Source organism: Microbacterium sp. F1-18, from assembly GCF_052921305.1.
On the sequence record NZ_JBREVD010000001.1, the window covers coordinates 508,100 to 528,199 of the forward strand.

Annotated in this window: 15 protein-coding genes; 6 read left to right on the forward strand and 9 right to left on the reverse strand. The window is 70.1% G+C overall.

The window, feature by feature from the left end; genetic code table 11:
- Positions 1-3: 3 nt before the first annotated feature.
- Positions 4-1,524, reverse strand: a complete 1,521-nt coding sequence (gene arfA, locus ACU6RU_RS02450; RefSeq protein ID WP_446725809.1) for an arabinosylfuranosidase ArfA — start codon at positions 1,522-1,524, stop codon at positions 4-6.
- Between the two features lie 224 nt (positions 1,525-1,748).
- On the opposite strand from arfA, the gene ACU6RU_RS02455 reads away from it, so the two are divergent.
- Genes ACU6RU_RS02455 through ACU6RU_RS02475 form a run of 5 tightly spaced genes read left to right on the forward strand, consistent with a single transcriptional unit; the run spans position 1,749 to position 9,642 of the window.
- Positions 1,749-3,014: an ABC transporter substrate-binding protein gene (locus tag ACU6RU_RS02455; RefSeq protein WP_120263472.1), complete on the forward strand. Its 1,266-nt coding sequence runs from the start codon at positions 1,749-1,751 to the stop codon at positions 3,012-3,014.
- A 22-nt stretch (positions 3,015-3,036) separates the two neighbouring features.
- Positions 3,037-3,984, forward strand: coding sequence for a carbohydrate ABC transporter permease (locus tag ACU6RU_RS02460; RefSeq protein WP_446725810.1), 948 nt, complete (start codon positions 3,037-3,039; stop codon positions 3,982-3,984).
- On the forward strand, positions 3,978-4,871 hold the full coding sequence (locus ACU6RU_RS02465; RefSeq protein WP_120263473.1) for a carbohydrate ABC transporter permease: 894 nt from the start codon (positions 3,978-3,980) through the stop codon (positions 4,869-4,871). The genes ACU6RU_RS02460 and ACU6RU_RS02465 overlap by 7 nt, the downstream gene beginning before the upstream one ends.
- Positions 4,871-7,933 (forward strand): alpha-mannosidase, encoded by a 3,063-nt coding sequence (locus ACU6RU_RS02470; protein ID WP_446725811.1) that lies wholly within the window; start codon positions 4,871-4,873, stop codon positions 7,931-7,933. The genes ACU6RU_RS02465 and ACU6RU_RS02470 overlap by 1 nt, the downstream gene beginning before the upstream one ends.
- Positions 7,930-9,642, forward strand: coding sequence for a hypothetical protein (locus ACU6RU_RS02475; protein ID WP_446725812.1), 1,713 nt, complete (start codon positions 7,930-7,932; stop codon positions 9,640-9,642). Before ACU6RU_RS02470 ends, ACU6RU_RS02475 begins: the two co-directional genes overlap by 4 nt.
- Before the next feature lie 16 nt (positions 9,643-9,658).
- On the opposite strand, the gene iolG is transcribed toward ACU6RU_RS02475, so the two are convergent.
- Genes iolG through iolC form a run of 7 tightly spaced genes read right to left on the reverse strand, consistent with a single transcriptional unit; the run spans position 9,659 to position 17,859 of the window.
- The gene (gene iolG, locus ACU6RU_RS02480; RefSeq protein WP_120263476.1) at positions 9,659-10,669 is read right to left on the reverse strand and encodes an inositol 2-dehydrogenase; all 1,011 of its coding nucleotides are present in this window, start codon (positions 10,667-10,669) and stop codon (positions 9,659-9,661) included.
- A gap of 22 nt (positions 10,670-10,691) precedes the next feature.
- Positions 10,692-11,609, reverse strand: coding sequence for a sugar phosphate isomerase/epimerase family protein (locus ACU6RU_RS02485; RefSeq protein ID WP_446725813.1), 918 nt, complete (start codon positions 11,607-11,609; stop codon positions 10,692-10,694).
- Positions 11,606-13,534, reverse strand: coding sequence for a 3D-(3,5/4)-trihydroxycyclohexane-1,2-dione acylhydrolase (decyclizing) (gene iolD, locus ACU6RU_RS02490; protein ID WP_446725814.1), 1,929 nt, complete (start codon positions 13,532-13,534; stop codon positions 11,606-11,608). The genes ACU6RU_RS02485 and iolD overlap by 4 nt, the downstream gene beginning before the upstream one ends.
- Positions 13,531-14,439, reverse strand: a complete 909-nt coding sequence (iolB, locus tag ACU6RU_RS02495; RefSeq protein WP_446725815.1) for a 5-deoxy-glucuronate isomerase — start codon at positions 14,437-14,439, stop codon at positions 13,531-13,533. The genes iolD and iolB overlap by 4 nt, the downstream gene beginning before the upstream one ends.
- A complete protein-coding gene (locus ACU6RU_RS02500) occupies positions 14,439-15,989 on the reverse strand; it encodes a CoA-acylating methylmalonate-semialdehyde dehydrogenase (RefSeq protein ID WP_289330871.1) in 1,551 nt (516 codons plus the stop codon). The genes iolB and ACU6RU_RS02500 overlap by 1 nt, the downstream gene beginning before the upstream one ends.
- Before the next feature lie 26 nt (positions 15,990-16,015).
- Positions 16,016-16,954, reverse strand: a complete 939-nt coding sequence (locus ACU6RU_RS02505; protein ID WP_434543650.1) for a Cgl0159 family (beta/alpha)8-fold protein — start codon at positions 16,952-16,954, stop codon at positions 16,016-16,018.
- Positions 16,891-17,859, reverse strand: a complete 969-nt coding sequence (gene iolC, locus ACU6RU_RS02510; RefSeq protein ID WP_446725816.1) for a 5-dehydro-2-deoxygluconokinase — start codon at positions 17,857-17,859, stop codon at positions 16,891-16,893. Before iolC ends, ACU6RU_RS02505 begins: the two co-directional genes overlap by 64 nt.
- 152 nt (positions 17,860-18,011) lie before the next feature.
- On the opposite strand from iolC, the gene ACU6RU_RS02515 reads away from it, so the two are divergent.
- Positions 18,012-18,773 (forward strand): GntR family transcriptional regulator, encoded by a 762-nt coding sequence (locus ACU6RU_RS02515; RefSeq protein ID WP_289330869.1) that lies wholly within the window; start codon positions 18,012-18,014, stop codon positions 18,771-18,773.
- Positions 18,774-18,780: 7 nt separating this feature from the next.
- Here the strand turns inward: ACU6RU_RS02515 and ACU6RU_RS02520 are convergent, their stop codons facing one another.
- Positions 18,781-20,061 carry an ABC transporter substrate-binding protein gene (locus ACU6RU_RS02520; protein ID WP_446725817.1) on the reverse strand — a complete coding sequence of 427 codons (1,281 nt, stop codon included), beginning with the start codon at positions 20,059-20,061 and terminating at the stop codon, positions 18,781-18,783.
- Positions 20,062-20,100: the final 39 nt, after the last annotated feature.

Consider the following 20,100-nt stretch of genomic DNA (forward strand, 5'->3'; position numbering starts at 1 on the left):
CGCTCAGGCCAGCAGCAGGGCGGCCCAGCTCACGGGCGGAAGGGGGATCTCGAGGATGCCGTCGCGGATGACGGCATCCTCGAGCGGCACGACCCCGACCCGCTCCGGGTCGTCGAGGGTGTTCGCGGCGTACATGTCGTCGTCGTGCAGCAGGTGCGACTCGACGATGCGCGGCTCGCGGCCCAGCTCCGCGATCAGCGCGGAGACATCGAGACGGAGGGTCGCCGCCTCGCCGACGGAACGGTTGACGACGAAGACGCTCGTCCCCTGCTCGCCGACCGTGGCGACGGCGTTGAGCGCGGGGATCTCCCCGAAGCGCGAGCTCGTCACGGTCGCACCGTCGAGCGGAACACGCACCACCCGCTCGCCCGTGAGGCGCGAGGTGATCGAGAACGGGAAGAACGTCGTCTGGCGCCAGGCCGGCCCGCCGGGCTCCGTCATGATCGGCGCGATGACGTTGACGAGCTGCGCGAGGGACGCCGAGCGCACCCGGTCGGAGTGCTGCAGCAGCGTGATCAGCAGGTCACCGAAGACGACGGCATCCAGCGCGTGGTACCGGTCTTCGAGCAGACGGGGCGCGACGGGCCAGCCCGCCTCCTCCGGCTTGTCGTCCTGCTCGCCGTTCTCGTCGAAGAGGTACCAGACATTCCACTCGTCGAACGAGATCATGATGCGCTTGTCGCTGCGCTTGGTCGCGGCGACCGAGTCGGCGATCGCGACGACCGACTCGATGAAGCGCGCCATGTCGACGCCGGAGGCGAGGAACTCCTGGGCGTCGCCGCCGCGCTCCTGGTAGTAGGAGTGGCAGGAGATGAAGTCGACGTCCTCGAAGGTGTGCTCGAGCACCGTGCGCTCCCACGACCCGAAGGTCGGCATTCCGCTCCCCGACGAGCCGCAGACGACCAGCTCGAGGTCGGGCTGCATCATCCGCATCGCCTTGGCGGTGCGGGAAGCGAGCTTGCCGTAGTCGTCGGCGTTGCGGTGACCGAGCTGCCACGGCCCGTCCATCTCGTTGCCCAGGCACCACATCCGCACGCCGAGGGGTTCGGGGCGACCGTGCTCCGCCCGCTTCCGGGTCCAAGCGGTGTCGGCGTCGACGTTGGCGTATTCGAGGAGATCCAGCGCCTCCTGGGTACCGCGCGTGCCGAGGTTCACCGCGAGCATGAGGTCGCTGCCGACGAGCTCGAGCCAGTCCGAGAACTCGTGGAGCCCGACCTCGTTGGTCTCGGTCGAGTGCCACGCGAGGTCGAGGCGCCGCGGACGCTCTTCGCGTGGACCGACGCCGTCTTCCCAGCGATAGCCCGAGACGAAGTTGCCACCGGGATACCGGATCGTCGAGACCCCGAGTTCGCGCACGAGATCGACCACGTCGCGGCGGAAGCCGTCGGGGCCCGCGGTCGGGTGACCGGGCTCGTGGATGCCGTCGTAGATGTGGCGCCCGAGGTGCTCGACGAAGCCCCCGAAGATGCGCCGATCGACGACGGTGAGGACGGCTTGGGGATCGAGGGATCCGTGGGTGCTCATGAGGACCTTTCCGGCGTTGGCGAAGGACGTTGATCTGTCACGTTACCGGTAACATTCATCCCTCACTCAGCTTTTACACCGCCGAAACGGGAAGCGCTTGCCGGATGGGCGGCGGGGGGCTACCGTATGTCTCACCCACATTGTCATGACATGCCGACAATTGCACCACGGCCTGACGCGACACGATCGAGCGCTCACCGCAGAGCGCGTGTGAAGGAGAAGCAGTGAAGAGTTCCCGCACCATTCGCACCACCGTCCTCGTCGGAGCAACGATCGGCGCCCTCGCGCTCGCCGGCTGCTCGTCTCAGGGCGGCGGAGAGGGCGATCAGGTCGTCCTCCAGTTCGTGCAGTCGGGTGATGCCGCGCAGGGCGGCGGCTACGCGATGCTCGCCGAGAAGTACGAGGAGGAGACCGGCGTCAAGGTCAACGTCGTCGAGGTCCCCAACGACGACCTGCGCACGCGCCTGCGCACGGCGTCGCAGGCCAACGACCTCCCGGCCCTCGCCGCGGCACCCGACGCCGACCCCGCCTGGACCGCGCGCATGCTCGACCTGACCGACATCGCCGAAGAGGCGAAGGTCATCCCGGCCCTGCGCGTCGAAGACCCGGGCGACGGCAAAGTGAAGGCCCTCCCGACGACACTGACCGGCGTCGGTATGTTCATCAACAAGTCGCTGTGGGATGCCGCCGGCGTGGAGTACCCGACATCCCTCGACCAGCAGTGGACGTGGGACGAGTACGTCCAGCGCGCGAACGAGGTCGTCGAGAAGACCGATGCCGAGTTCGGCGCCGTCATGGACAGCTCCGCGCACCGCCTGCGCGCCTTCCTGTTCGAATTCGGCAGCCAGGGCGTCACCGAGCAGAGCGACGGCACCTGGGCCCTCGACGCCGAGGGCGAGAAGGCCCTCGAGTACTTCAAGAAGCTCAACGACGACGGGTTCATGCCCAAGGCGGTCTGGGCTGCTGGCGACGACCCCAGCGCGACCTTCAAGAGCGGTCGCGTCGCGGGCTACATGTCGGGCGTCTGGCAGATCGCCGACTTCCAGTCGAACATCACCGACTTCGAGTGGCTGTCGGTGCCGCTGCCCCAGCAGCCGGTCCGCTCGACCAACTACGGCGCCGCCTCGTGGATCGTCGCGTACGACGGCACGGGCGTCGAGAAGGAGACGCTCGACTTCGTGAAGTGGATGTACCAGCCCGAGAACTACCGCGCATACTGCGAGGTCTCCGGCTGCCTGCCCGCCCTCGAAGGGCTCGAGGTGACCTACCAGGACGACGCGTACGCGTTCGACCTCTACAACGGCGAGATCGCCGAGTCGCCCGAGATCGCCGCCCGTCAGACCGTCGACGGTCTGAAGAACAGCTACACCGGCCTCGCGATCGACAGCGAGCCGCTGAAGGACGAGACGGTCAAGTACCTCAGTGGCGAGCAGACGCTCGAGCAGACCGTGGCGAACATCAACTCCATCTCCACCGAACAGATGAACTGACCTCCCCAGGGGAGCCCATCGCATGACTGCAACCATCACGCCGGACGCCTCCGCCCCCACGGCGGGGGCGCCCGGCGCGCCCCGTCCCCGCAAGCGCGTCTTCGGGCGCTACCGGCTCGCGCCGTTCATCTTCACGGTGGGAACCGCCGCGCTGTTCGCGCTGTTCTTCCTGTGGCCGGGTGTGCTCGGGCTCTCGTACTCGCTGACGGACTTCCGCGGCTGGGGCGACGCCGAGTTCGTCGGCCTCGCCAACTACGTCGAGCTGATGACCGATCCGGGCTTCTACGGCGCGCTGGCCCGCACGTTCGTCTTCACGCTGTTCGCGGTTCCCCTCAGCTACGCGCTCTCGCTCGCGATGGCGGTCGCCATCAACGCGGTGTGGGCACGAGGCAAGACGGCCGCCCGCATCATCTTCTTCCTGCCCTGGCTCGTCTCCCCCATCGTCACCGGTGTCATCTGGCGCTGGATGTTCGGCGAGAGCTTCGGCTTCGTGAACTTCATCATCCGCGCCCTCGGCGGCGAAGGCGTGCCGTGGTCGTCGAACGCCGACCTGTCGCTGCTCGTCGTGATCGTGGCGTCTTCCTGGGGCGGAGCGGCCTTCAACATGCTCCTGTTCGTCGCCGCGCTCAACAACGTGCCGAAGTCGTACTACGAGGCGGCGGAGCTCGACGGCGCGAACGGGTGGCAGCGGTTCCGCAACATCACCCTGCCCTCGATCGCCCCGACCTCGGTGCTCGTGATCCTCCTGTCGACCCTCGGGCACATGAAGGAGTTCGCGCTCATCCAATCCCTCAACGGCGGCGGCCCCGGCACCCAGAACCGCCTGATCGTGCAGTACATCTACGAGACCGGCTTCAAGCAATCCGAGATCGGCTACGCCAGCGCGGCGTCCATGGTCCTCCTGGTGATCCTCATGATCATCGCCGTGATCCAGCTGCGCATCAGCCGGAGGAGCAACAACGCATGGTGACCACCTACGCCATCACCGTCCCCGACGACAAGCGGACCAAGCGCTACGAGCGCCGCCGCCGCACGCAGGGCCGCATCCGCAAGTCGATCCTCCCCACGACGATGCTCTGGGTGCTCGCGGTTCTCATGCTCTTCCCGCTGCTGTGGTTCCTGCTCTCGTCGTTCAAGCCCGGCAGCGAGCTCTTCAGCTACCCGCTGTCGTTCTTCCCGCGGGAGTGGACGCTCGACGGCTACGCTGCGGCGCTCGAGCGCATCGACTTCGCGCGCTACTTCCTCAACACCGCGATCGTGGCGACGGTCACCACCGTCCTGACCGTCGCGCTCTGCGCGATGACCGGTTACGCCCTGGCGAAGTACAAGAACCCGTGGCTGAGCGTGCTCGGGCTCTGCATCCTGTCGATGACGATGCTGCCGGGCGAGGTCATCCTCAACCCGCTGTTCATCGTCATCCGTGACCTGGGGCTCTACAACTCGCTCGCCGGTGTGATCATCCCGTCGATCATCACGCCGACCGGAGTGTTCATGTTCCGGCAGTTCTTCATCACGATCCCCGACGAGCTCATGCAGGCGGCACGCATCGACGGTGCGAGCGAGTTCGGCATCTTCTTCCGCATCATGATGCCGTTGGCCCGCCCCATCGCACTGACGCTCGCCATCATGTCGTTCCAGTGGCGCTGGAACGACTACATCTTCCCGCTCATCATCCTCGGCAACCCCGATCAGTTCACGCTGCAGATCGCCCTGCGCGCCCTCGTCGGCGCCGAGAACATCGAGTGGACGATCCTGTTGTCGGCCTCCGTGCTCTCGATGCTCCCCCTGATCGCGCTGTACCTCGTTTTCCAGCGGTACATCACGTCGTCGAACATCAATGCGGGGCTGAAGGACTGATGCCCGCGCGGGACGACCTGATCCTCGAACGCGTCGATCGTTTCGTCGGCGACCACCTCGCACGCGCGGTGGTCGCCGATCGGCGCCCCCTGACGGTCTCGGCCTGGCAGGTGCCCGACGAGGGCGATCTGCCGGGCGAGCCGGTGTCGGTCGAGCGGATGCGGCGCGATGCCGACTTCACTCCGATCGACCCCGGCTCCGCCTGGGGCCGGGCGTGGGGCACGACGTGGTTCCTCGTCGAGGGTCGGGTTCCCGCGGAGTGGGCCGGATGCGACGGCCGCGTCGAGCTGTCGCTCGACCTCGGGTTCTCACAGGCCAAGCCCGGCTTCCAGTGCGAGGGGCTGGTGCGCACGACCGCGGGGTCGGTCGTCAAGGGCCTCGAGCCGCGCAACCATCACGTCCCGGTCGTCGCCGGCGCGGGCGAGGAGTTCTCGTTCACCGTCGAGGCGGCCGCCAACCCCGACCTCTCCGGCGGCGACGACTTCCGCAGCCCGCTCGCCTTCGCCCCCACGGCGCTCGGCGACAAAGCGACCGCCGGCGCCGCCCCGCTCTACCGTCTCGGCGACATGGAGGTGCGACTCGTCGACGAGACGGTCGAACGCCTGCGTCGCGAGGTCATCGTCCTGGTGGGTCTCGTACGCGAGCTGTCGCCGACGGATCCGCGCCGAGCCCGCATCCTCGACGGTCTCGAGCGCGCGCTGTACGCGGTCGACCCCGACGATCCGTCCCACGGGGCGAACGCGGCCCGAGACATGCTCGCGCCGCTGCTGGCGTCGCCGGCCGTGGCATCCGCGCACCGCATCACGGCGACGGGGCACGCGCACATCGACTCGGCCTGGCTGTGGCCGACGCGCGAGACGGTGCGGAAGGTCACCCGGACCTTCGCCAACGTCCTCGACCTCATGGCCGCCGACCCCGATGCGGTCTTCGTGAGCTCGTCGGCACAGCATTTCGACTGGGTGCGCCGCAGCGATCCCGAGCTGTTCGCCCGCGTCGCCGAGCGCGTCGCCGAGGGGCGGTTCGTGCCGGTCGGCAACATGTGGGTCGAATCCGACGTCAACATGCCCTCCGGCGAATCGGTCGCGCGCCAGCTGCTCTTCGGCACCCGGTTCTTCGAGGAGCATTTCGGGGCACGGAGCGACGTCGGCTGGCTGCCCGACTCGTTCGGCTTTCCCGCATCGCTTCCCCAGCTGCTGCGCGGCGCCGGGCTGCGCTGGTTCTTCACGCAGAAGATGTGCTGGAACGACGGCGACACGATGCCCCACCACTCGTTCGTGTGGGAGGGCCTCGACGGTTCTCGGATCTTCACGCACTTCCCGCCGAACAACACCTACAGCGGCGATATGCGTCCGACCGAGCTCGCCCGCAGCGTGCGGAACTTCGCCGATCACGCCGCGAGCTCGCGATCGCTCATGCCGTTCGGATACGGCGACGGCGGCGGCGGCCCCACCCGCGAGATGATGACCGATGCGCGACTGCAGGCCGATCTCGAAGGATCGCCCACCGTGACCTTCGGCACTCCGCGCGAGTTCTTCGTCGAGGCCGCCGACGAACCAGCGGCCCCGCCGGTGTGGGCGGGCGAGATGTACCTGCAGTTCCACCGCGGTATCTACACGTCGCAGATGCGCACCAAGCGCGGCAACCGGCGCAACGAGGCTCTCCTCGTCGAGGCGGAGCTGTGGAGCGCCGCGGCCCACGTCCGGCGCGGCACGCCCTACCCCGCCGCAGATTTCGACGAGCTCTGGCGCGAAGTGCTGCTGCTGCAGTTCCACGACATCCTGCCCGGCAGCGCCATCGCGTGGGTCCATCGCGAAGCAGAGCGGTCCCACGCTGAGACGACCGCGCGTCTCGAGGCGATCATCGCTGCCGCGATCGCCGCTCTGGTCGGGTCGGGCTCGACCCGGCTCGCGCTGAACCCCGCGTCCTCGCGCATCGGAGCGATCTCCCCCGGGGCCGCAGGACCTGCCCCGGCCGCGGCACCGTTCTCGGCCGAACCGGTCGCGGACGGCTTCCGGCTGCGCTCGGAGAGCATCGACGTCCTCGTCGGTCCCGACGGCACGCTGCGCAGCGTCCGCGCCCTGCCGGACGGCCGGGAGCTCATCCCGGCGGGGCATCGAGGCGGGCTGCTCCAGCTGCATGTCGATGCTCCCGCGAAATGGGACGCCTGGGAGCTCGACGCCTCGTACCGCCTCACGACGACCGACGTCGACGGCGGCGCGGCCCGGCTCACCGAGAGCGGAGCCGTGCACGTCGTCCACCCCCTCCCCCACGGCCAGGTGGAGCAGTGGGTCGACATCCACCCCGTCGGCGGCGCCGTGCGCATCCGCACGCGCGTCGACTGGCATGAGCGGCATCGCCTGCTCAAACTCGCCTTCCCCGTCGCCGTGCACGCGCAGGACGCCGCTTACGAGACGCAGTTCGGACACGTGCGTCGTGCACTGCACGCGAACACGTCGTGGGATGCCGCACGCTACGAGGTCTGCGCACATCGGTGGGTGCACGTCGCGGAGCCGGGTACCGGAGCTGCGATCGTCAACGACGGCCTGTACGGACACGACGCGACGCGCACGACGGACGAACAGGGAACCGTGACGACCGTTCGACAGTCTCTGCTGCGTGCGCCCACATTCCCCGATCCGGATGCAGACCAGGGCACGCACGAGTTCGTCTCGATCTTCGCGCCGGCCGAGACGACGACCGATGCGGCCCACTGGGGCACGATCGTGGGCTCGCCGCTGCGCGAGGTCGACGGGTCCGGTCCCGTCGCGCCGCTCGTCGCGAGCGACGGGACCGACGTGGTCGTCTCGGCCGTCAAGCTCGCCGCCGACGGCAGCGGCGACCTGATCGTCCGGGTGTTCGAGCAGCGCGGCGCGCGGTCGTCCGGCGCCCTCCGGTTCGACGTGCCGCTCGCCTCGCTCGAGGTCTGCGATCTCGTCGAGACCGTCGGCGGCGGCCGAGCCGGCGCCGCCACGTTGCGCGACGATCGCACGGTCGCCCTCGACCTGCGAGCTTTCGAGGTCGCGACCCTGCGCGCCCGCCTGCTGACCCCGGAGACCCCATGAGCCGCGACACCGAGATCTTCCCGCCCGACACGTTCCCCACCGATGTCGTGGCCGCCGCCGACGCCGCGGCCGCTGCCCTGATGGATGAGCCCGTCGACGTCGCGGAAGCGCCGCTCGGTCCGCACCGGGAGTCCATGCGACGCGCGAAGCTCCTGGTGGCCGTCTACCTCTCCCCGACGTCGGCGTTCGCCGGCGACCCCGCCGCCGTGGCGCGCGCGGAGCGGTACGCCTCAGTCCTCGCGGAGCTGCAGTCACCGACGGGCTTGTTCCTCGGCGGCGACAACGTCGAGTCGCCGCCCGACAGCGGCTTCACGATCAACGACGTCGGCGACATCCTCGAGCTCATCCGGCGTTCGGGCGACGATCGGTTGAGCGCCCTCGGCACGATGCTGGGGGCCATCGCCGACCGCGCAGCACCCGCGATGCTCGCCGGCGGTGTGCACACCCCGAACCACCGGTGGGAGCTCACGGCGGCGCTCGCCCGCCTGCACCGGCACCGGCCCGACGAACGGCTGGTCCAGCGTGCCCGGCACTGGCTCGCCGAGGGCATCGACATCGCTCCCGACGGCCAGTACTCCGAGCGCAGCGCGAACTACGCCGTCTACGTCTCGAACCCGTCGCTGCTCGCCGTCGCCGACATCCTCGACCTGCCCGCGCTGCGTGCCGTCGTGGAACGCAACCTCGCGTCCACGCTCGGCCTGATCCAGCCCGATGGATCGGTCGAGACCGTGCACTCCCGCCGCCAGGACCAGCGCGAGACGCGGTTCCCGCTCGCCCCCTTCGCGACGCTCTACCGCCGGCTCGCGATCGAGACCGGCCGCGCCGATCTCGCGTGGGCGGCCCGGGTCGCGGCATCCGAGCCGGTCATCGACCCCCAGACGGCACTGGCGGACGTGCTGCTGCACCCGGCCATCGCGGGACCGCTCCCCGACACCGCGGCCCCCGCGGCACGGTTGCGGAGTGTGTGGCCGTCGTCCGGGCTCGTCGTCGATCGCACGCCCGAGCGCACGATCACCGTGTTCGGCGGTTCCGACTATGCCGCGGCCGGCCGCATCCGTTCGGGTCTCGCCACGAACCCGACGTTCCTGCGTCTGTTCGCGGGCGCGGCCGTGCTCGAATCGGCGCGCCTGTCGCGTCACTTCTTCGGGCTCGGCCCGTTCCGAGCCGACTCGCTGACCGTCTCCGACGACGAGTTCGTCCTCGACGAGCGGCTCTCTCCCGCTTACTTCGGCCCGCTCGCCACCGAGCGCCACCGAGCGGGTGGCGACTACCGCCTGGTCGACGAAGGCCGGTTCTCGGCGGCGATGTCGTTCGACGTGCGCCCCCGCGACGAGGTCGCGCTGCACACGCGCATCGCGGTGCTTCCCTCCGAAAGCGGTGCCGACCTCGTGATCGACACCGAAGGGCCGCTGTGCACGTGGAGCCTGGAACTCGCCTTCCGGCCCGGCGGGACCTTCGAGGGCGTCGAGCCGGCGCCCGACGGGACCGCCGTCCTGGCTGCGGGCACCGCGCGTTACCGCGTCGGCGACGACGCCATCGAGTTCGGCATTTCAGCCGGAGCGGATCGCGGGGTGCCCGGCGCCGCCGGTTACCTTCCGGGTGAGGACTACACCTATCTCGGCGGCACGGACGCCCTCGGCGGGCCGCGCGTCTACCTCACCGGCACGACGCCCGGTCGCGCCGAGGTGGTCCTGCGCCGCGTACGCTGACGCGCCTCGCCCGGCTTCAGTCGAACGAGACCGCGACGGCGACGCGCTCGGCGAGCGAACGTTGCGCGGCATCGGCGAGCACGAGCGCGGCACGACCGTCCTCGAACGACGGGCTCGTCGACGCCTCGCCGCGGACGGCCTTGACGAACTCCGCCAGCTCGGCGGCGTACGACGCGGCGTAACGCTCGAGGAAGAAGTCCTGGTACGGCGGACGGGCCTCGACGCTCGCCGCCGTCGAGGCGCTGACGAGACTCGTCCCGGCGTTGGCCACCTGCAGCGAGCCGCGAGCGCCGAACGCCTCGAGGCGCTGGTCGTATCCGCTCGCGCTGTGGCGCGAGTTGATGATCGTGACGATCGCACCGGATGCCGCGCGAAGCACGGTGACCGCGGTGTCGACGTCGCCGTGCTCGCGGGCCCCGGCGTCGAACGTCGTCGTGGCCGTCGCGGAGACCTCGACGATGTCGGACACGAAGAAGCGCGCCATGTCGAAGTCGTGGATCGTCATGTCGCGGAAGATGCCGCCGGAGACCGCGATGTACGACGCGGGAGGCGCGGCGGGGTCGCGGCTGATGATCGTGAGCTGCTCGAGCTCGCCCACCTCGCCGGCGCCGACGCGCGCGTGGACCTCGGCGAACGCCGGGTCGAAGCGGCGGTTGAAACCGAGGGCCACCGGCACGCCGCTGGCCGCGACGCGGGGGCGGAGAGCATCGACGCGAGCCAGGTCGAGATCGATCGGCTTCTCGCACAGCACCGGGATGCCGCGGTCCAGGGCCGCCGCGATGAGGTCCACGTGCGTCGGGGTGGGCGACGCGATGATGACCGCGTCCACGTCGCCCGAGGCGAGCATCTCGTCGGCCGACTCCGTCGCGCGGCCGCCGAAGCGCTCGGCGACGCCCGTGGCGCCGGCGATGAACGGGTCGGCGACCCAGGTGAGCGTGGTGTCGGGCGACGCGGCGATGTTGACGGCATGGACCTGGCCGATGCGACCGGTGCCGATGAGTCCGAAGCGGATGGGGGAAGTGGTCACGGTTCTCTCCGTCTGTCGTGGGTCACAGCCAGTCGCGCAGCGCGTCGCGGTTGGTCTGCTGGTCGGCGGTGCGCTCGCGCAGGAAGGCGTCGATCGCGGTCTCGGGGCCGTTCAGGACGTCCTGCTCCACGACGACCCAGCCATCGAAGTCGCGCTCGGCCATCGCGGCCATGACGGGGACGACGTCGAGGTCGCCGTGCCCGAACGCGACGAAGACGCCCGATGACCAGACCTCGCGCATCCCCCCGCCCGCGGCGAGGACCGCGCGCAGGCGGCCGAGGTCGACGTCCTTCAGGTGCAGGTGGTTGATGCGATCGCCCCAACGGCGCACCGCGTCGACCGGGTCGCCGCCGCCGAGGGCGAGATGCCCCGTGTCGAGGGTCAGGCCGATGTCGACGCGTCCGAGGAAGCGGTCGATCTCGGCGGGTGACTCGACGAACGTGCCGGCGTGGTGGTGGAAGGTCGGCTCGAGTCCGGCGGCGCGCACGAGCGCGACCGCGCGTTCGGCGTTGCGTGCGAGGCGATCCCACGCGGCATCGTCGAGCCGGTCGACCTCTGCGCCGCGTCCGGGAGCGGCGCGGCGCGCGGCCGAGCCGTCGTCGGCGAGCGTCGGCAACGGCAGCCGGCTGCCCGCAGCCTCGCCCGCGGCGACGAAGCTGCGCAGCGCCGACTCGAGCTCGGGCAGGGCGGCGGCGAACGCCTCGTCGTCCGAGAACGGCAGCTGCACCCACCCGCCGGCGAGGCCGAGCCCGAACCGCCGGAGACGCTCGGCGAGGGCGTCGCCTTCGCCGAGGAACCCGGCCGGCCCGAGGTCGACGCCGTCGTAACCCGTCGCGACGAGGGCCTCGAGCATCTCGTCCGCCGTGACGGTCTCGGCTCCGTCGGGGGTGAGCTCGAACACCCCGAAGCTCACGGGCGCTCCGGCGACCGTCGCTTTCATGCTTCTTCCTGTCCCAGCAGGGGCCGCTGCGTGCCGCGCTGCCGCTCGTAATCCTCACGGGCACGCGCCGTCGTCTCGAGTTCGGCGACCTCGGCCACGGGCACATCCCACCAGCCCGAGCCGTCCGGGGCGTAGATGAGGGGGTCGGACTCGACGTGGATGACGGTGGCGGTGTCGGCGGCCTTCGCGCGCGTCACCGCGGCGGTGAGCTGCGCCGCGGCATCCGGTCCGGGCGCGATCTCGATGACGTCGACGCCGTAGCTGCGGGCGTTGGCGGCGAGGTCGACGGGCAGCGTCTGCCCGCTCTCGAAGTTGCGCGCCTCGTCGTCGAGCATGCGGTAGCGCGTGCCGAAGCGCGCGGATCCGACCGTCTCGGAGAGATGCCCGATCGAGGCGTAGCCGTGATTCTGGACGATCACGACGATGATCTTGATGCGTTCGGCGACGGCGGTCGCGAGCTCCGAGTGCAGCATCAGGTACGACCCGTCGCCCACCATCGTGATGACGTCGCGGTCGTCGCCGGCGGCGAGCAGCGCACGCTTCGCGCCGAGAGCACCGGCGATCTCGTACCCCATGGTCGAGAAGGCGTACTCCACGTGGTAGCCGAGCGGATCGCGAACACGCCAGAGCTTGTGGAGGTCGCCCGGCAGGGATCCGGCGGCCTGCACCATGACATCGGCGGGGTCGGTGGCGGCGTGCACCGCGCCGATCAGCTCGGGCTGTCCGGGCCGGTCGAGGTGCGAGGCGACGAAGGCCGCGTCGACCGCGGCGTCCCACCTCGCCTTGTGCTCGGCGATGCGTGCGGCGTACTCCCGCGACACGTGGTGGCGGGCCAGGTCGCGCAGGGCCGCCACGAGCGTCTCGCGGGCGTCGGCGATGACCGGCAGATCGGTGCCGTGCTTGTGCGCGTCGAACGATGCGACGTTGACGTTGACGAAGCGCACCGACGGGTGCTGGAAGGCCGTGCGCGACGCCGTGGTGAAGTCGCTGTAGCGCGTGCCGATCCCGATGACGACATCCGCGTCTGCGGCCAGGGAGTTCGCCGCTGTCGTACCGGTGGAGCCCACCGCCCCGACGTACTGCGGGTGGTCCCAGGGCATCGACCCGCCGCCGGCCTGCGTCGTGGCGACCGGGATGCCGGTGCGGCTCGCGAACTCGGCGAGCGCCTCTTCGGCGCCGGAGTAGATCACGCCGCCCCCGGCGACGATCAACGGGCGTTCCGCGGCCGCGATCGCCTCCAGAGCCCGGGCGAGTGGGCCTGCCTCGGGCACCGGGCGACGCATGTGCCATTCGCGGTCGGCCAGGAATTCCAGCGGCACGTCGATCGCCTCGGCCTGCACGTCCTCGGGGAGCGCGATCGTCACGGCGCCCGTCTCGACCGGGTCGGTCAGCACGCGCATCGCCGCCAGCGCGATCGAGAAGAGCTGTTCGGGACGCTGGACTCGATCGAAGAACCGCGAGAGCGGCCGGAAGGCGTCGTTGACGGTGAGGCCGATGTCGCCGGGCTGCTCCAGCTGCTGGAGCACCGGGTCGGCGACGCGGGTGGCGAAGGTGTCGCTCGGAAGCAGGAGCGCCGGCAGCCGGTTGGTCGTCGCGAGCGCGGCGCCCGTGAGCATGTTGGTGGCGCCCGGGCCGACGGATGCCGCTGCCGCGAACGTCGCCCGCCGCCGCCGCATCCGGGCGTAGCCGACTGCCTGGTGGACCATCGCCTGCTCGTTGCGCGCCTGATGGTACGGCATGAGGTCGGGGGCGCTCGCGTTCAGCTGAGCGAGGGCCTGTCCGATCCCGGCGACGTTGCCGTGGCCGAAGATGCCGAGCACTCCGGGGATCGTGCGTTCGCGGATGTCGCCGTCGACCGTCCACTGGTGCGCGAGGAACTCCACCAGCGCCTGGCTGACCGTCATCCGTCTCGTGCGGGTCATCATCTCTCCTCGTCGGCGCCGCCGTAGGGCAGGCGCGGATCGATCAGCTCGGTGCGCCAGGTCTCGCGCACCCAGGCGTGGGCGGGGTCGTCGCTGATGAGCCAGGCCCGCTCGGGCCCCGGGCCGGCCATGACGTTCAGGTAGTAGAGGTCGTAGCCGGGGGCTGCCACGGCGGGACCGTGATAACCGTAGGGCACGAGAGCGATGTCCCCCGTGCGCACCTGCTCGTCGATCGCGATCTCGCCGACGGGCGAGGAGGTCGTCGAGAACAGCCCGAATGCCGCATCGGGGTCCGCCGCCGGGCCAGCACCGGCGACGGGCGCGCTCTCGAAGTAGTAGATCTCCTCGAGGCGGCTCTCGTGGCCGGGCACGTGCTCGTCGTGCTTGTGGGCTGGATACGACGACCAGTTCCCCGCCGGGGTCACCACCTCGCAGACGATGAGACGGGCCGCATCGAGCGAGCCCGGGGTGCCGAAGTTGTGCACCTGACGGCTCGATGCTCCCGCGCCGCGCAGTTCGACAGCCACTTCGTCGGCGGTGATGTGACGGCTGGGGTGCCGCTCGTCGGTGGGCGACGAGGCGACGGCGACCCGACCGACGCCGGTGATGCGAAGCGTCGACCCCGCCGAGACGTACAGGACGTCCGTCGGGCCGGCGAACACCGAGGGACGTCCGCGGAGGACCGTCGTCCGCGGCTCGAGACCCTCGCGGTGCTCGACGGTGAAGCTGCCGCGCAGGGGCACGACGATCCGCTCCGCGCCGTCGTCGTCGAGCGCGACCTCGTCACCCTCCGCGAGCTCGGCCACGTGCAACCCGGTGTGCTGCCACCCGGGAAGAGCCGCGTCGACGACGCTCTCCCAGACGCCGTGCGCGAGCGCGCCGCGCCGGTGGAACCAGGTGGCGCTCATCAGGAGTTCTGCGGGAAGCCGAGGTTGATCCCGCCGTGCTCGGATGAGCCCCGGGTCGCCGGGTCGAGCCACCGGCTCGTCACCGCCTTCTCGCGCGTGAAGAACTCGAAACCGTGCACGCCGTACGCCTTCGCATCACCGAAGAGCGACTGCTTCCAGCCGCCGAACGAGTGGTAGGCCACCGGCACCGGGATCGGCACGTTGATGCCGATCATCCCGACTTCGACCTCGTTCTGGAACCGGCGTGCGGCCCCGCCGTCGTTCGTGAAGATCGCGGTTCCGTTGCCGAAGCGACCGGAGTTGATGAGCGCGACGCCTTCCTCGAAGGTCGCGACGCGGACGACCGCGAGCACGGGTCCGAAGATCTCCTCCTGGTAGGCGCGTGACGAGGTCGGGATGCCGTCGATCAGCGTGGGCCCGAAGAAGAACCCGTCCTCGTGCCCGGCCACCGAGAACCGGCGCCCGTCGACGACGATGCGGGCGCCATCGGCTTCGGCGATGTCGACGTATTCCGAGACCTTGTCGCGGTGGGCCCGGGAGATGAGCGGCCCCATGTCGGGCTCGGTGTCGGCCGAGCCGTCGCCGACGCGCAACGCCGCGATGCGGTCACCGATCCTCGCGATGAGCGCGTCGGCGACGGGCTCGACGGCGAGCACCACGCTGATGGCCATGCAGCGCTCCCCCGCCGCACCGTACCCGGCGTTGACGGCCTGATCGGCGACGAGGTCGAGGTCGGCGTCGGGCAGCACGAGCATGTGGTTCTTCGCGCCGCCGAGCGCCTGCACGCGCTTGCCGTGGCGGGAGGCTGTCTCGTAGATGTACTGCGCGATGGGAGTCGAGCCGACGAACGAGATCGATGCGACGTCGGGGCTCTCCAGCAGGCCATCGACGGCGAGCTTGTCTCCCTGCAGCACCGTGAACGCGCCGTCGGGGAGTCCGGCCTCCTGCCAGAGACGCGCGAGCCACAGCGCCGCGGAGGGGTCCTTCTCGCTCGGCTTGAGCACGACCGCGTTGCCTGCGGCCAGCGCGACGGGGAAGAACCACATGGGGACCATCGCCGGGAAGTTGAACGGCGACACGATGCCGACGACTCCGAGAGGCTGCTTGATGGAGTAGACGTCGATGCCCGTCGATGCGTTCTCGCTGAACGCGCCCTTGATCAGGTGCGGGAACCCGGTCGCCAGCTCGACGACCTCCTGGCCGCGCAGGATCTCGCCCATCGCGTCCGAGACGACCTTGCCGTGCTCGGCGGTGATGATGCGGGCGAGCTCGGGCTTGCGGGCGTTCAGCAGCTCACGGAACGCGAACAGCACGCTCTGGCGACGTGCGACGGAGTACCGGGACCAGACCTCGAACCCTCGCCGCGCAGACGCGATGGCCCGCTCGATCGTCTGCTCGTCGGCGAGCGCCACCTCGGCGCTGACCCGCCCGGTCGCCGGGTTGAAGACCGGTGCGGTCCGGGTGCCGTCGGGCGCGTATTCGGCTCCGTCGATCCAGTGCGGGATGACGGGGACGTCGCCGGTCGGGCCGGCGGTCGCGGATGCAGCCATGATGGGGGTCCTCTCGGAATCGGGCGTCAGGGGTGGACGAGCCGCGCGGCGATGTCGATCGCCGTTTCGACGTCGTCGTCGTGCGGGTACAGGAGGGTGCGGCCAACGGTGAGCCCTCGTACGCCCGGCAGGGCGAGCGCGTTCTCCCACGAGCGGTAGGTCTCATCGGGCGATGCGCCGTTGTCGCCGCCGAGCAGCAACGTCGGAAGGGTCGTCGCGGCCATGACCCGCTCCATCTCCTCGACCACCGGCAGCTTCATCCAGGTGTAGGCACTGCTGGCGCCGAGCCCCGACGCGATCGCGACCGAGTGGATGACGGCCTCGGTGGAGAGGTCGTTCACCACCGTCCCGTCCACGCGGCGGCTCAGGAAGGGCTCGAGCATGATGGGGAGCTTGGCGGCTGCGGCCTGCGTCACGGCCCGCGCTGTCGCTTCGAGAGTGTCCGCCGTCGCGGCGTCGGCGAGGTCGATGCGCATCAGCGTCTTGGCGAAGTCGATCCCGCTCGCCGTCATCGTCGGAACGTCGTAGGCCGTGAAGCGGTCGTCCATCTCGAAGCTCGCACCCCGCAGCCCGCCGCGGTTCATCGAGCCGACGACGATCTTGTCATCGAGCAACCCGAGGAGGGCGAGGTCGTCGATGATGTCGGGGGTTCCGAGCACCCCGTCGACGCCCGGGCGCGACAGCGCGATCGCCAGGCGCTCCAGGAGGCCGTCACGGTCGGCCATCGCGAGCGGATTGCCCCCCACCCCGAGAGCCCCGCGGGCGGGGTGGTCCGCGGCGACGATGAACAGACGTCCGTCGCCGCGCGTGAGCGGCCTCCGCCGCCGTTCCGCGAAGGCGCGGGCGATCCGCTCGGGTCGCTCCGCACGCGCTTCGCGGACGGCTTCGATATCGACGCGGCTCAACGACCGACCTCCGTCAGTGCGCCCTCGACCTCTGCTGTGGTGGGCATGGCGGTGGAGCATTCCAGACGCGATGCCACGATGGCGCCGGCGGCGTTCGCGAAGCGCAGCATCCGTTCCAGCCCCCACCCTTCGAGAAGGCCGTGGCACAGCGCGCCGCCGAACGCGTCGCCCGCACCGAGTCCGTTCACGACCTCGACGGGATGCGGCGGCACGATGACGCTCTCGTCAGCCGTGCGCGCGAGCACGCCTCGCGGTCCGAGTTTGACGATCGCGAGAGAGACGCCCCGTGCGAGCAGCGCTTCTGCGGCCCGATCGGGATCGGTCTCACCGACGGCGACCTCGCATTCCTCGCGATTGCCGACGACGATATCCACGTGACCGATGGCGTGTTTCGCGAACGCGGTCGCATCGGCCCGGTCGTCCCAGAACATGGGCCGGAAGTCCAGGTCGAGGACAGTGTGGGAACGGCGCTGGCGCGCGTCGAGCGCGGCCAGGTGGGCGGCGCGGCTCGGTTCGCGGCTGAAGCCCGTGAGGGTGACCCACAGGATGCGCGCGCGCCGGATCGACTCCGCATCGAGGTCGGACGCCTCGATGTTGAGGTCGGGCGCCGAAGGCTCGCGGTAGAAGTACAGGGGGAAGTCGTCGGGAGGGAAGATCTCGCAGAACGTGATCGGCGTCTTCAGGACGGGGTCGACCCCGACCCCGGAGGCATCGACACCGAGGCGTTCGAGCTCGGCGAGCAGGTAGCGGCCGAACGGGTCATCGCCCACACGCGATACGAGACCGCTCGCGCGACCATGGCGCGCCGCTGCGACCGTGACATTCGCGGCGGAACCGCCCAGGAACTTCCCGAAGGTCGACACGTCCTCCAGTCCGACACCGTGCTGCAACGGATAGAGGTCCACCCCCAATCGGCCGAGCGCGAGGAGATCTGCGCCCGGACCGGTCTCAACGCTGTCGTGCACGGGCTACCGTTCTCTCCGTTGCGGCGGTCATGTCCTAACAATAGCTCAATAGCAAACGGGGAGACAAGGGTGACTGCCGCCCAGGGCGAAAAAGATATATTGTCGGCACATTCGCGCTTCCGCACCCGGCGCGTCGAGGGGATGACACGACGATGACCACCGCCGACACCGTCTGGCCCGAGAGCATCGGCGCCGAACTCGATCGGACCGGCCCCGTTCCGCTGTACTTCCAGGTCTCGACGCGGCTCGAGCACGAGATCCGCACGGGGAACATCGCGCCGGGCGCGCGCCTCGAGAACGAGATCGCCATCGCCGAGCGACTCGGCCTCTCCCGGCCCACGATCCGTCGCGCCATCCAGGAGCTGGTCGACAAGGGGCTCCTGGTCCGCCGCCGCGGCGTCGGCACGCAGGTCGTGCAGGGCCAGGTCACGCGCCAGGTCGAACTGACGAGCCTGTACGAAGACCTCGACAACGCCCAGCAGGGTCCGGCGACACGGGTCCTCGAGCACGAGGTGCGCGCTGCCGACGCGGCGAGCGCGATCGCCCTCGGAGTGGCGGAAGGCTCCGACATCCTCTACCTGCGCCGACAGCGGCTCACCGGCTCGACGCCGATCGCGATCCTCGAGAACTACCTTCCCGCCGACCTCGCCGACCTCGGTCGCGACGAGCTCGAAGAGCGCGGGCTCTACCAGCTCCTCCGCGCCCGCGGCATCGCGATCCGCATCGCGAAGCAGAAGATCGGCGCCCGCCGCGCCCAGGGCGATGAGCACACGCTGCTGGGAACCGAGCGCGGCGGACCGGTGTTGACGATGGAGCGCATCGCTTTCGACAACACCGGCCGCGCGATCGAGTTCGGCCACCACTGCTACCGACCCGACATGTACACCTTCGAGACGACGGTCGTCGCCCGCTGACGGGTGCTCAGCCGAGCACGACCTCGGCTTCGGAGAAGAACTGATCCACAGCCTGGTCCACCGAGGTGGTCCCGAGGCCGAGCGACTTGCCGAGCTCCCAGAACGTCTGCTCGAGCGAGCCGTACCCGGCGACGGGCACGGGCGGAGCATCGCCGATGCGGTCGGCGGCCGACTCGATGTAATCGGCGACCTGCTTGTCGGCGCCCTCGAGGGTGGCGCCGGCGAGCTTCGACGTCGACGCCGGGAACCCGAGCGTCGTGCCGAAGACCTGACCCGCCGCCTCGGAGTTCACGACGAAGTCGAGGAACAGCGCTGCCGCCTGCGGGTGCTCGGTCTTGGCCGCGATCGCAACCTGGAGGCCCGCCTGACGGTAGAGGTCCTTCGAGCCCTCCTTGGCCGTGGGCGGGGCGACGATCGAGATCGACGAAGCGCCCGAGTCGGCGAGGTAGCCGCCGAGGAAGTTGCTCCAGCTCATCTCGCTGGCTGTCAGAGCCGCCCCGAAGCCCGACTTGGGCGAGAGCTCCTCGAGACGCTGCTGCGGCACGGTGACGCCGTCGCGCAGGCCTGCCCCACTCTCCCAGAACTCGCGCAGCTGATCCTTGGTGAAACCGAGCTCGCCGTCGTCGGTGTACAGGTTGCCGCCGTCGGCGCGAAGCGCCAGCTCGAACACCTGGATGCGCTGGGTGTAGTCGGTGCCGCCGTAGATCGAGCCGCCGGTCGTGTCGGTGACCTCGGCCATCCACTCGTCGAATGCGGCGAAGTCGGTGCCGCCGTCGGGGGCCGCGACGCCGGCCTGGGCGACGAGGTCGTCGTTGACGAAGTTGGCCCACAGGCTGTAGCCGGTCGGCAGCGAGTACTGCGTGCCGTTCAGCGCTCCGGTGCCGAGGAGCCCGTCGTCGAAGGTGGTCATGTCGATCTGGTCGGCGACCTCGGCGAGGTCGAGCAGGTTGCCCGATTCGCCGTACTGCCGCAGGTAGCTGTCGGAGAACTGGAAGACATCCGGCAGTCCCCCGCCTGCGGCCTCGGTCTGCCGCTTCTCCCAGTAGCTCGGGAAGTCGGTGAAGCTGACGTTGACGGTGATGTTCGGGTACTCCTCGTTGAACGCCGCGATCAGCTCGTCGTAGCGCTTCGCGCGGTCGTCGTTGCCCCAGAACGCATAGGTCAGCGTGACCTTCTCGTCGGGATCGAACGCGGCTGCGGGAGGCGTCTGCGCGCCGCCGCATCCGGTCAGTGCCAGCGCGCCGGCGGCGACGATGCCGACGGTTGCGAGCAGGCGGTTGGCCTTCATGGGAGTCCTTTCATCGGGAGCGGGCCCGGGGGGACGGGT